The organism is Pseudomonas sp. S2_C03, from assembly GCF_054668405.1.
The window spans coordinates 3,048,041-3,059,856 of the sequence record NZ_CP162766.1 but is presented as its reverse complement, the minus strand read 5'-3'; the positions used below and the strand labels follow the sequence as shown (position 1 = coordinate 3,059,856).

Annotated in this window: 12 protein-coding genes; 9 read left to right on the top strand and 3 right to left on the bottom strand. The window is 59.1% G+C overall.

Annotated elements, in window-relative coordinates:
* Nucleotides 1-3: 3 nt before the first annotated feature.
* From AB4N64_RS13935 to AB4N64_RS13900, 8 genes are all read left to right on the top strand, one after another.
* On the top strand, nucleotides 4-528 hold the full coding sequence (locus AB4N64_RS13935; protein WP_460126383.1) for a serine O-acetyltransferase: 525 nt from the start codon (nucleotides 4-6) through the stop codon (nucleotides 526-528).
* Between the two features lie 43 nt (nucleotides 529-571).
* Nucleotides 572-1,537, top strand: coding sequence for a glycosyltransferase family 2 protein (locus AB4N64_RS13930; RefSeq protein ID WP_460126744.1), 966 nt, complete (start codon nucleotides 572-574; stop codon nucleotides 1,535-1,537).
* Between the two features lie 7 nt (nucleotides 1,538-1,544).
* The gene (locus tag AB4N64_RS13925; protein WP_460126382.1) at nucleotides 1,545-2,534 is read left to right on the top strand and encodes a DUF535 family protein; all 990 of its coding nucleotides are present in this window, start codon (nucleotides 1,545-1,547) and stop codon (nucleotides 2,532-2,534) included.
* 11 nt (nucleotides 2,535-2,545) lie between these two features.
* Nucleotides 2,546-3,748, top strand: a complete 1,203-nt coding sequence (locus AB4N64_RS13920; protein ID WP_460126381.1) for a glycosyltransferase — start codon at nucleotides 2,546-2,548, stop codon at nucleotides 3,746-3,748.
* Nucleotides 3,745-4,932 carry a glycosyltransferase family 2 protein gene (locus tag AB4N64_RS13915; RefSeq protein WP_460126379.1) on the top strand — a complete coding sequence of 396 codons (1,188 nt, stop codon included), beginning with the start codon at nucleotides 3,745-3,747 and terminating at the stop codon, nucleotides 4,930-4,932. The genes AB4N64_RS13920 and AB4N64_RS13915 overlap by 4 nt, the downstream gene beginning before the upstream one ends.
* Nucleotides 4,932-5,666, top strand: coding sequence for a WecB/TagA/CpsF family glycosyltransferase (locus AB4N64_RS13910; protein ID WP_460126377.1), 735 nt, complete (start codon nucleotides 4,932-4,934; stop codon nucleotides 5,664-5,666). Before AB4N64_RS13915 ends, AB4N64_RS13910 begins: the two co-directional genes overlap by 1 nt.
* A 310-nt stretch (nucleotides 5,667-5,976) precedes the next feature.
* Nucleotides 5,977-7,161 carry a hypothetical protein gene (locus AB4N64_RS13905; RefSeq protein WP_460126742.1) on the top strand — a complete coding sequence of 395 codons (1,185 nt, stop codon included), beginning with the start codon at nucleotides 5,977-5,979 and terminating at the stop codon, nucleotides 7,159-7,161.
* 13 nt (nucleotides 7,162-7,174) lie between these two features.
* Nucleotides 7,175-8,329: a glycosyltransferase 61 family protein gene (locus AB4N64_RS13900; RefSeq protein WP_460126375.1), complete on the top strand. Its 1,155-nt coding sequence runs from the start codon at nucleotides 7,175-7,177 to the stop codon at nucleotides 8,327-8,329.
* A 60-nt stretch (nucleotides 8,330-8,389) separates the two neighbouring features.
* Here the strand turns inward: AB4N64_RS13900 and AB4N64_RS13895 are convergent, their stop codons facing one another.
* The 3 genes from AB4N64_RS13895 to AB4N64_RS13885 all read right to left on the bottom strand — a co-directional run bounded on the left by AB4N64_RS13895 (nucleotide 8,390) and on the right by AB4N64_RS13885 (nucleotide 10,852).
* Nucleotides 8,390-9,814 (bottom strand): undecaprenyl-phosphate glucose phosphotransferase, encoded by a 1,425-nt coding sequence (locus tag AB4N64_RS13895; RefSeq protein ID WP_460126374.1) that lies wholly within the window; start codon nucleotides 9,812-9,814, stop codon nucleotides 8,390-8,392.
* A 240-nt stretch (nucleotides 9,815-10,054) separates the two neighbouring features.
* On the bottom strand, nucleotides 10,055-10,309 hold the full coding sequence (gene grxC, locus AB4N64_RS13890) for a glutaredoxin 3 (RefSeq protein WP_460126372.1): 255 nt from the start codon (nucleotides 10,307-10,309) through the stop codon (nucleotides 10,055-10,057).
* A 30-nt stretch (nucleotides 10,310-10,339) separates the two neighbouring features.
* Nucleotides 10,340-10,852: a carboxymuconolactone decarboxylase family protein gene (locus AB4N64_RS13885; RefSeq protein WP_460126371.1), complete on the bottom strand. Its 513-nt coding sequence runs from the start codon at nucleotides 10,850-10,852 to the stop codon at nucleotides 10,340-10,342.
* A 131-nt stretch (nucleotides 10,853-10,983) separates the two neighbouring features.
* Here AB4N64_RS13885 and AB4N64_RS13880 point away from each other — a divergent pair, with 131 nt between their 5' ends.
* Nucleotides 10,984-11,811: an AraC family transcriptional regulator gene (locus AB4N64_RS13880; RefSeq protein ID WP_460126369.1), complete on the top strand. Its 828-nt coding sequence runs from the start codon at nucleotides 10,984-10,986 to the stop codon at nucleotides 11,809-11,811.
* Nucleotides 11,812-11,816 lie beyond the last annotated feature (5 nt).

Genomic DNA, 11,816 nt, shown 5'->3' with positions numbered 1-11,816 from the left:
TTCATGTTTGACAACATACGCGCGGATTTACGTGCCTACGGCGGTGATTGGGGCGCCCAGGGATTCTGGGTGATGCTGGTTTATCGCTTCGGGCGCTGGCGTTATGGCGTACGCCCGGCACTGTTACGCAAGCTGTTCTCCTTCATCTACAAAGTACTGTTCAAACTGGTGCAGATCGTCACGGGCATCGAGTTGCCATGCGAAGTGGCGGTGGGGCGCAACTTTGTCATCGATCATTTCGGCGGCATCGTCATCAGCGGCTACGCCCAGTTCGGCGACGACTGCCGGATCCGCAATGGCGTTGTCGTGGGCCTGAAGAATGTCGAAGAGCCCATTGCGCCGGTGATCGGCAACAACGTCGACATCGGTTCCGGGGCGAAGGTGCTGGGCAATATCCGCATCGGTAACAACGTGGTCATCGGCGCCAATGCCGTGGTGTTGACCGACGTACCGGACGACTGCGTAGCCGTGGGCGTCCCCGCGATCATCAAACAACGCAAGCCAGCACAGGCCAGGGAATGCTCATGAACATTTTTGCTTGCCGGACCTGGTGAACGCCTTGATCAATGACATGGGGGTCGTGGTCATCGGGCGCAACGAAGGCCAGCGCCTGGAGCGTTGCCTGGCATCACTGGTGGGTGCAGCGCAGCAGATTGTCTACGTTGACTCCGGGTCGAGCGATGGTTCGGTGCAAATGGCCCGGGCGCTCGGAGTGGCGGTGGTCGAGCTGGACATGACGATTGCGTTCACCGCCGCCCGTGCGCGCAATGAAGGGTTTGCCTGCATGCAAAGGCTGCTGCCGACCCTGCGTCATGTGCAGTTTGTCGACGGCGACTGCGAAGTGGTTGCCAGTTGGTTGCCCCGGGCACAGGCGTTTCTCGATGCGCGGCCCGAGGTCGCGGTGGTGTGTGGCCGGCGCCGTGAGCGCTTTCCCCAGCGCTCGGTGTACAACCTGATGTGTGACATCGAATGGGACACGCCGATCGGCGAGGCCAAGGCCTGCGGTGGCGATGCCCTGATGCGCGCGGATGCCTTTGCCGCCGTCTCCGGATACCGCTCGGACCTGATTGCCGGCGAAGAGCCGGAGCTGTGCGTGCGCTTGCGGGCCAAGGGCTGGCTGGTCTGGCGGCTGGACGAGGAAATGACCCTGCACGATGCGGCCATGACTCGTTTTGGCCAGTGGTGGAAGCGCACCTTGCGCGGTGGCCACGCGTTTGCCGAGGGCGCCTCGCTGCATGGGGCAACGGCGCAACAGCATTGGCGACGTGAATCGCGGCGTGCCTGGTTTTGGGGCCTTGGCGTGCCACTGGTGACACTGGTTGCCTGTTCGCTGCTGGGCGCGGCGGGGTTGTTGATCCTGCTGATCTATCCCTTGCAGGTGGCGCGCCTGGCTCGCCGTGGTGGCCGCTCGACACGGGAAAACTGGCTGCTGGCGTTTTTCCTGGTGCTGGGGAAATTTCCCGAGATGCTGGGCCAGGTCAAATTTCTATTGAGCAAATTCGGCGCCGGCAAGTCGGCCTTGATCGAATACAAGTGAGGCGTTCATGGATTATTGGCTCACCCTCAAAAGCTTGCTGAAGCTCAATGCCGGGGTCACACCGAGAGCGTTCAAAAACCAGCTCAAGGTGCCTGGGCTGGTGGCAAAAAACCGGCCGGCCCTCGAGCTGTTTTCGTCACGCATGATCAAGGCGCTGGGCGCGAATGGCTTGCAAACCCTGGGCACCGATTGCCTCGGCGTCGTTCAGTGGCCTTATGTCAGCAAGCGCTGGGAGGCCGAGCAAAGGCTGAGCGCGATCGCGTCACATTACGAGGTGGTCACCCAGCGTTGCCCGCAACTGCTGTTGTCCGGGCGCGATGAAAGCCTGAAGTTGGGCGACTTGTCCGAGTGGGCTCCCGAGTGCTCCCTGGTGATGGATCGACCGAAGTGGTTCATGCGCGAAGGCGAATTGGTGCTGAACCTGTTCCAGGACGATCTTCGAATCGCCTCACTGGCGTTCACACTCGGGCGCACCGAGGCCGGAGTCTGTCTGTTCATCGGCGCTGTCCAGGGGATTCACAAAGGCGTGGACAGTGACAGGTCCCTGGCGATCTATCGGGATCTGACCAAGGCTTTTGAAGGCCTGCGCCCCAGGAGCCTGCTGATTGAAGTGCTCAAGCACCTGGCGGTCAGGTTGGGCGTCGACAGGCTCTACGCAGTCGGGGATGAGTTTCGTCATCATCGCCATCCGTATTTTGGCGCCAACAAGGCCCAGGAACTGGCGGCCAATTACGATGTGATCTGGTTGGAGCACGGGGCGACGCCCTCTGATCGCGAAGACTTTTTCGAGATCCCCATGGCGCCGTCGATCAAGCCCCTGGAAACCATTGCTGCGAAAAAACGCGCCATGTATCGCCGGCGTTATGAGTTGCTGGAAAGCACGTTCAACAAAGTCGACAGCGTATTGATCGGCAGCGGTGCGGCCATTCCCCCCGCGCGCACCGATACACAGGCAGCCGTGGCCATGCCCGCCGCCGTCACTCCCAACGATCTTTAAGCCCGGTCCCTATGCGCATCGCTTACTTCATCAATCAATACCCCAAGGTCAGCCATAGCTTCATTCGTCGCGAGATCCTGGCGTTGGAACGCCAGGGGTTCGAGGTGCAGCGCATTGCCCTGCGGGGCTGGGATGCCGAATTGGTGGACGCCGAGGACGTGTCCGAACGGGACAAAACCCTTTATGTCCTGCAGGGCGGGGTCATGGCGCTGCTCAAACCGGTGCTGCAAGTGCTGCGCCACCGGCCACGGGCATTCTTTTCGGCATTGTGGCTGGCGTTGCGCATGGGTCGGCGTGCCGATCGCAGCTGGCCGTATCACTTGATTTACCTCGCTGAAGCCTGCCGTATGCTGCCCTGGCTGCAAACGTTCGGTGCAGAACACGTGCATGCGCACTTCGGCACCAACTCCACTGAAGTGGTGATGCTGGCCAATGCGCTGGGCGGCCCGACGTACAGCTTCACCGTGCACGGTCCGGAGGAGTTCGACAAAGCGCAGTTCATTCACCTGGGTGAAAAGGTCCGGCGCTCGGCGTTCGTCGCTGCCATCAGTTCATACGGGCGCAGCCAGTTGTATCGCTGGGTGGACCATGGGCATTGGGCCAAGGTGAAGGTCGTGCATTGTGGGCTGGAGCGGGCGTTCCACGATGTGCCGGCGGTGCCGATCCCCGCCGTGCCACGCCTGGTTTGTGTCGGGCGTCTGTGTGAACAGAAAGGCCAGTTGTTGCTGATGGAAGCTGCACGCCTGCTGGCGGCGAAAGGCGTGGCATTTGAAATGGTCCTGGCCGGCGACGGTGAAATGCGCGGGCAAATCGAAACCCTGATCGCGCAACACGGCCTTCAAGCACAGGTGCGCATCACCGGCTGGATCGGCAGCGAACAAGTGCGCGAGGAAATCCTGGCGGCGCGCGCCATGGTCTTGCCAAGCTTCGCCGAGGGGTTGCCGGTGGTCATCATGGAGGCGATGGCGTTGCGTCGTCCCGTGCTGACGACCTATGTGGCGGGCATTCCCGAACTGGTGCGCCACGGTGAGAACGGTTGGCTGTTTCCCGCAGGGGCCGTGGAGGAATTAGCGGACGTGCTGGAAGATTGTCTGATGCAACCCGATGAGGTGTTGCAAAGGATGGGCGAAGCCGCGTATCAGCGTGTGCTGCAGCGACACGACATCGACACCGAAGCGGCCAAACTGGCGGCATTATTCAAGGCGCAGGCATGATCACACTTCTCGGTTGGTTGTTCAGTGCGGTGTTGCTACTCATCGTGTTGCCGGTGCTGGTGCTGTTTGTCCAGGTGCTGCTGGCCTGCCTGCCGGTGCGCTCGAATCAGCCCCTGCGAGGGCCGCGACCACGGGTGGCGGTGCTGGTGCCGGCGCACAATGAATCCTCGGTGATCGTCGCGACGATCAACAGTATCAAGCCGCAGCTCCAGGCAGGTGATCGTCTGCTGGTGGTGGCCGACAACTGCAGCGACGACACCGCCGCCGTAGCCCGTACTGCCGGTGCCGAGGTGGTTGAACGCAGCGACGAACAGCAGCGCGGCAAGGGCTTTGCCCTGGAGTTCGGCGCCCGTCATCTGGCCAGCGATGCACCTGAGGTGATGGTCGTCATCGACGCGGATTGCCAGCTGGGGGAGGGCACGATCGAACGTCTGGCCATCCGCTGCATCGAGTCAGGGCGGCCGACCCAGGCGCTCGACCTGATGCACGCGCCAACAGGTTCCGGGCTGAAGGTGCAACTGGCGGAATTTGCCTGGTGCGTGAAAAACCGCGTGCGCCCGCGTGGCTGGGCATGGCTCAATCTGCCTTGCCCGTTGATGGGCACGGGCATGGCGTTTGTCTGGAAGGATCTGGCGCTGATCGAGTTGGGCAGCAACCACATCGTCGAAGACCTGAAGATGGGCCTGGATTTCTGCCGCAGTGGCAAGCCGCCGCTGTTTTGCCCCGATGCACTGGTGACCAGCTACTTCCCCCGTACCGATGAAGGCCTGGCCAGCCAGCGAACCCGCTGGGAGCATGGTCACCTGGGCGTGATCCTGGGGGATGCACCGAGGTTGTTCGTCGAATCGATCCGCCGCAAAAACTGGAACCTGCTGGCGATGACCCTGGATATGTGGGTTCCGCCGCTGGCGTTGTTGACCCTCATGCTGGGGGCCGGGTTCGTTCTGGCATGGCTGGTGGTGCTGTTGGGTGGCCCTGGCGCGCCGGCCTCCATCGCCACGGCGGGGATGGTCCTGCTGGGCGTCTCGATCCTGCTGGCATGGAGCCAATTCGGGCGGGCGATCATTTCGTTCACCGCGCTGATGTACGCCCCCCTTTACGCACTGAAGAAAATCCCCCTGTATATCGGCTTTTTGCTCAAGCGCCAGGTTGAGTGGGTGCGTTCGAAACGGGATGATCATTGATGAGCACCTGGGGCTGGCAACGTCACTGGCAAACGATCGTGCGCAAAATCCGTGTGGTTGGCGATGCAAGCGATGAACAAGCGTTGATTGAAGGCTTGTCCGACCCGCAAAAGGCCACGGTTGTCGGCTTCGTCAACGCCCATGCGATGAACCTGGTGACGGGCAACGACGATTACTACCAGGCCCTGTCGGCGGCCGACGTATTGCTGCGTGATGGCTCCGGCATGACTATCCTGTTTCGCCGGCTGGGTACCGAGCCCGGGCTGAACATGAACGGTACCGATCTGATTCCGAAGTTGCTGGCCGCTTACAGTGGGCGGCGGGTGGCGTTCTGGGGAACACAGGAACCGTGGTTATCCAGTGCGGTACGACAAAGCGAAGCAAGGTTTTCGGTCAATGTCGTTTCGGCTCACCATGGTTTTGCGCCGATGCAGGAATACGTTGATCTGGCCGTGAAACATCAGCCGCAACTGATTGTGCTGGGCATGGGCATGCCCAAACAGGAGGCTGTCGCTGCCATGCTGGCGGCCAGCAGCGAGCCCTGCGTGATTGTATGCGGCGGGGCCATCCTGGACTTTCTCGGCGGCAAGGTTTCCCGCGCTCCGCAATGGATGCGCCGCCTCGGTTGTGAATGGGTATTCAGGCTGATCAGCGAGCCGAAACGCCTGTTCAGCCGTTACGTGGTGGGTAACCCACTGTTCCTGTTACGGACTTTTCTCAGCAAGGATTTTTGAGGGGAGTCGGCCTAAGTAACAGTTCTGAAATATCTTGCAAAACACTCGGCTTGCATCTTTACTCTGCTTAGTATTTCGACTTGGCAGGTGTGCTAAAACTTTTATCTTCACAAGGGGTGTTGACGACTTAATGGCGTCAAAAACCGGTGTCCACGGAGGGAGTTGCGAGTTTATCGCAAGAAGGAAAGTTGGCATGTATTCAAAGACGTGTAATGTCATGTTTTTGCAGCACGTCGTAGAGCGCTGATGTCGAATAGTGGGTTTATTGGTTTTAAACCTGAATAAACTTTATTTGACGTGTGTTGAAAAAATGAAAGAAAAAGCAGCGCAAATATTACGCAAGTTATTATCACCATCGGTGCGATTTGAACTGCGAAAAATGCTCGCCTGGTTTCAGGATATCGCCGCGCGGGCCTGTTTCTGGCAGTGGGAGGTAGTTCGATTCAAGCTACGAGAAGACAGCGCTCACGACATCCTTTACCTGGGCACGAAAACACGCCGAGCGTTTGCGCAAGTGTTGTTGGGCGCAAAGCCCCAAGGTGCCGATAACCGGATGCGGCTGCGAAAGTCGGCGCACACCGTGCTGGTCACTGAAGTGCCCACTCCCGGTGCCTTGTACGTGCCGCAATTACTCAGTGCGGTGGTTCCGCTGAACCGCTCTATTGATGAGATTGCCGGACAATACAACGCCGAACTGCGGCGAAACCTGCGAAAGAATCGTGCTCGTTATCGTATGCAACAGGCGTTGAACGATGATGATATCGCCAGCGCGGACCGTGACATGCTGCAGCCCTATGCCAGCGCCAGGCATGGTTCCGCGGCCTCGCAAATTGCAACCCATGAGGTGCATCGCGTTGCAAAAACCGCCGGACGACTCGATCTGGTGCTGTTGGAAGATGAGGTCGTCGCTTGCCACCTTGGCTGCACCGTGATCCGCGCGGGCAAACGTTATTGGAGCACCGTACGGTTCGGGTATCCCGATACCGTGTTCTCTGATCAGAAAAAGTTGCGTGAAGTTAATTCGATTACCACGTTCATGGCACTTGAATGGGCGATTGAAAACAACTTCGATTACTACGATATCGGAACTTGTCTCGCTCGTCCGGATGACGGGCTTCTTGAGTGGAAGAGAAGGCGCGGTGGTGATGTCGATACGTTGGGTAATCACGGTTATTTGTTTGTAACCCTGCCGAAAGCGGGCGCTGCAGAGTTTCTTTGGGAAACGCCACTCTTCGCAGTTGAAAGTGGAAAGTTGACACTGCACTTGGGTGTGCCTGGCGATAAGAGTGATGCACAAGTTGCCACTCGTTATCGGGAAATGGGGTTCGGTGGGTTATCCAGGGTCTACCTCCATTGTCCAGATACACCACGGGAAGAACTGCTGGATATTTTGCGCAGTCGATACAGTCACCTGAACGATCCCCCGCTCCTTGAAACAGTTTTGTCGCCTGAACAGTCGCCCGTTGAAAGGGTCGTTGGGTATAGCCGCGGTTAGAGGGGGTGAGGACATGTTGCAGTTAAACGCGTCGGCCGGCAGCAGTCCATCGAAGTGGAGCCTTGCTGCGTACAAATACATGTTCAATACCCGAGTGACCCGCAAGCCCTCGGCGACCCTGGAAAGCCTCGCGGTCAAGTCCTGGGACATTGCGCCCGGCTCGAGCGCTATTGCACCGCCAGCGTTTTACCTGCCCAACCAACTGGAGCGGGTCACCGGTTGGGAAGAGGCGTTGTTTTATCCCAACGAGCACCCCCGTCGGACCATGGAAGGCACCGGACTGGTTGAGCACGGCGCAACCCGGGGCTTTCTGCTCAAGGATGTGTGGATGATCGATGGCGCGCTTTACAAGGACAACGCCAAATCCTGGCTCACGCCGGGTGCCGGCCGGCTGCCGGGGATCCGCGTGGACCAGGAGATCGAGCGTGGGGCGTTGTATTGCACCGTCGGCGGCAACAAATGGTTTGGCACCTGGTTGATGGATGATTGCCTGACCTATCGCCTGGCCTGCGAAGAGGGTGTTCCAGTTACAACAGCTCCTTTTGCCGACAACGCATCCGTTGCCCGCAACGGTATCCTGCACGCACCCGGTTACGAGCGGTGGCTGGGGATGAGTCCCGTGCGCGTGCGCAATGCGTTTTTTCGAGAGCTGGTGATTTTCAACGACCTGAGCCAGAACTTGCATAAACACCGGCGTTTCCGGGCGATGGGTGAACAATTGCTTTCACACGTCAACGTCAACACGCATCCCGGAGTATTCATCGTACGGGGCGGCCACGGGGCCTCGCGGCGGTTGCGCAATGAGATGGAAGTGGCTGAACGCCTGCGTGACCGGTGGGGCTTTCGCATCCTCGACCCCGCCACCAGTGATGTCCCGACCATCGTTGCGGCCTGCGCCGGCGCGAAAACCGTGGTTGGCATCGAGGGCAGTCATCTGATCCATGGGGTCAACGTGCTGCCACCTGGTGGTTCGCTGCTGGTCTTGCAGCCACCAAATCGCTTCCTGTGTTTCTTCAAGTACCTCACGGACCGCGACCATCAGAACTTCGGGTTCGTGGTGGGGATCGCGCAGGGGGATGGTTTCAGGATCGATCCTGACGAGGTTGAGCGGACACTGGAACTGTTCCCGGCGTCGTATGAAGGATTGAACCGCTATGGCAGCCTTTGAAGCGGTTCGGTACTTGATCGGTTCACGCAGGTCGCGTGAACCGATCAAGTAGTGGCCCGCTCAATAGGCATGCTTGCCGGTAAACGCAAACAGCGTGCGCACCAGGATGGTGAAGTCGAGCCACAGCGACCAGTTGTTGATGTACTCGATGTCTGAATCGACCCGGCGGATCATCTGGTCGATTTCACGGGTCTCACCTCGCAGCCCGCGCACCTGCGCCAGGCCGGTAATACCGGGTTTGATGTTGTGGCGGGCAAAGTAACCCGAGACATCGGGTGAGTACTGCACGTCATGCGCGATGGCGTGGGGGCGAGGGCCCACCAGTGACATTTCCCCCATCAACACGTTAAACAACTGCGGCAGCTCGTCGAGGCTGGTGCGTCGGATGAAGGCGCCTACCCGGGTGACCCGTGGGTCGTTCTTTTGTGCCTGCTTGATGGTCCCCTCGGCGGGTTGATGGACCACCATGCTGCGGAATTTCCAGATGCGAAAGGACTCGCCGCTCCAACCCATTCGCTCCTGGCGAAAAAACACCGGCCCCGGGCTGTCGAGCTTGATCGCCAGGGCAACCAGCGCCAGCACCGGGGCAGCCATCAGCAAAATGAGGGAGGACAGAACTTTGTCCTCAAGGTTTTTGAGGAACAGGCGCATGCCGATCAGCGGCGTTTCCGACAAGGTCAGTACGGGAATGCCGGCAATCTCGCGAACGCTGTGGTTGATCAGGCGCAGGGAAAAAATATCCGGCACCCAGTTAACCGATATGTGTTTGTCGAACAGTCTCAGGTACACATCCTGGATCACCTCGGATCCACCCAGCGGCGTGACAAAATAAACGGTACGGATGGAATGCTTGACCACCAGTTCGTCCAGGTGCGAGATATCGCCGAGGACCGACAAGCGATGCTTGACGTTCGCGGGCTCCTTGCCTCGATCATCGTCCGCGCCAATCAACACGCAGCCGACGATGCGCTCGCCCAGCCAGGGGTTGGTACTGATTTTCTTGTGCAGGTAGTTGGCCAGTTCGCCGGAGCCGATGATCAGGGCATTTTCCAGTTGCGTGGGGTGGGCGAGGAATTTCTTCTGCATTTCCCGGGTCGCCAGGTGCAACAGCAACTGGGCGATATAGCCCAGGACGAAGAGCTCGCCCATCAACAAGCGTGAATAGACTTCGCTCTGCTTGGTCAGGAATGCCATGGCCACCAGGAACCCGAAGGTCGCGGTCCACGCCTTGAGAAGCTTGAACGCCTTGATGGTAAACACCACGTTGCTGCGGTAAATGGCGTAGTGGTCATAAACCACGGCCAATGCGCCAAGCAGCAACAACAGCATGATGACGTAGTCTTGGGTGATGTAGCCGATGTGATAGGTGATCAGGAACCAGGCAACGCCGGTGACTGCAACACAATCCAAACCTGCCTGAATCACTGCACTGGTACTGCTTCGACGCTGGAGCACGGAGCGGGTGTTGTTAGGTTCAAAAATCATGCTTGGACCTCATTTGCTTTCCTTCGCGCTCGATAATGACGAGATTCAGGTCAGTCGACTCCCCTCGAGAGTCCTGGCGTCACCGGCAAGCCACTTCACCCGTCATCCATCTCCGCAATGTACAGATTACGGAAGATGGAGACGCGTGCTATCACTTTAGCAGTACTGTGCAATCATCGACGGTATTGCTGCGGTTTGATACAACATCCTTGTCAAAAAATGAAGTCTGTTTCCTGTAGATCAAGCGAGCATTGCCTGCAAGCTGCCCTGACGATCCAGTTTTGCCAGGTCGTCGAACCCGCCGACATGAATGTCGCCGATAAAAATCTGCGGCACGCTGCGCCGTCCACCGCTGCGGGTGAGCATTTCCTCGAACTTCCCAGGTTCGCGCTGGACATTTATTTCTTCGCCAACCACCCCTCGGCTGGCCAGCAACGCCTTGGCGTTGCGGCAATACGGACAGGTGTCGGTGGTGTAGAGCGTTACAGTGTTCATCAGCAATACTCCGCAATCGGGTAACAGGGTTCAGGCGACCGGAAAGTCGATCTCGGTCTGCGCCACGTTGTTGAGGTAGTTGGTCAGCGTCATCAAGGCGACCTGGGCGATCACTTCAATGATTTTGCTGTCGTCGATGCCGGCAGCTCGTGCCGCTTCAATCTGTTCGTTGGCCAACCGGCCACGGCTTTCGGTGATCTGCCGTGCGAGGAGGGCAACGGCATTCAATTGGCCATGGCGTGCGGCGTCGATGTCTTGCGCCGACATCCCGGCCTTGCCGGCAAAGAACGAGTGGGCGCTGAGGCAATAGTCACAGCCGTTGACCTGGGAGGTGGCGAGGGCGATCACCTCTTTTTCCACGGCGCTCAGTGACGTCTTGCCCAGGGTTGCCGACTGTTGCAGGTAGGATGTCAACACGGCAGGTGCGTGTATCAGCGTCTTGAACATGTTCGGCAGGAAGCCGATTTTTTTCTGCACGCCTTCCAGCAGCGGGCGGGTAGCGTCAGTGGCGTGTTCGAGGCTCAGGGTGTTGATGCGGCTCATGATGTTTCTCCGTAAAGGGCGCGGTATGCGCTGGGTACGGAGTTCATGTTAGTGATTATGGCTGGCGTATTGGGTGCAAATCGTCGAGGATATACAACAGATCGTCCAAACTTGTTGTCGGGAGTCCTTCCATGGATCGCTTGTCGACCTTGCTCAGTCATTTCGGCGTCAGTGCCGGCACCTTCCACAGCGGTACATTCTGCGGCATCACCGCGTTCGACGGTGAACAGGCCTGCGGACACCTGCATCTGCTGCGCGCCGGCGAGCTGACGCTGAAACTGGCCGATGAGCGCGAGCTGCTGCTGGACACGCCCACACTGATTTTTTTTCCCAGGCCTTATCGTCATCGTCTGTTTGCCGATGACGCGTCCGATACGCAACTGGTGTGTGCTTCACTGGATTTTGATGGTGGCGCCGGCAATGCACTGGCGGCGGCGTTGCCCGATTACCTGGTGCTGGATCTCAAGGACCTGCCGACCTTGGCCGGCACCCTGGACTGGTTGTTCCAGGAGGCCTTCGACGGACTGTGCGGGCGAGAAGCGATGATGGATCGCCTTTTCGAAGTGCTGGTGATCCAGTTGCTGCGTCACCTGCTGAGCAGTCGCGAGCAAACCCCGGGCTTGATGGCGGGCCTTGCCGATCCACGGCTGTCCCGTGCCTTGAGCCTGATGCACGATACGCCGGCCAAGGCCTGGACCGTGGCCGAGTTGTCGGCAGCGGCCAACATGTCCAGGGCCAGCTTTGCTGAACACTTTCGTCAAGCGGTGGGGCAGACGCCAGTGGATTATCTGGTGAGCTGGCGGGTCAGCCTGGCGCAGAAGCGTTTGCGTGAGGGTAAGTCGATCGCCTTGATTGCCGATGAAGTCGGCTATGAAAGTCCATCGGCACTGTCTCGGGCATTCCGGCGCAAAACCGGGGTCAGCCCGCGTGAGTGGGTGCAGGGCAGCAAGCGACGCTAGACGCT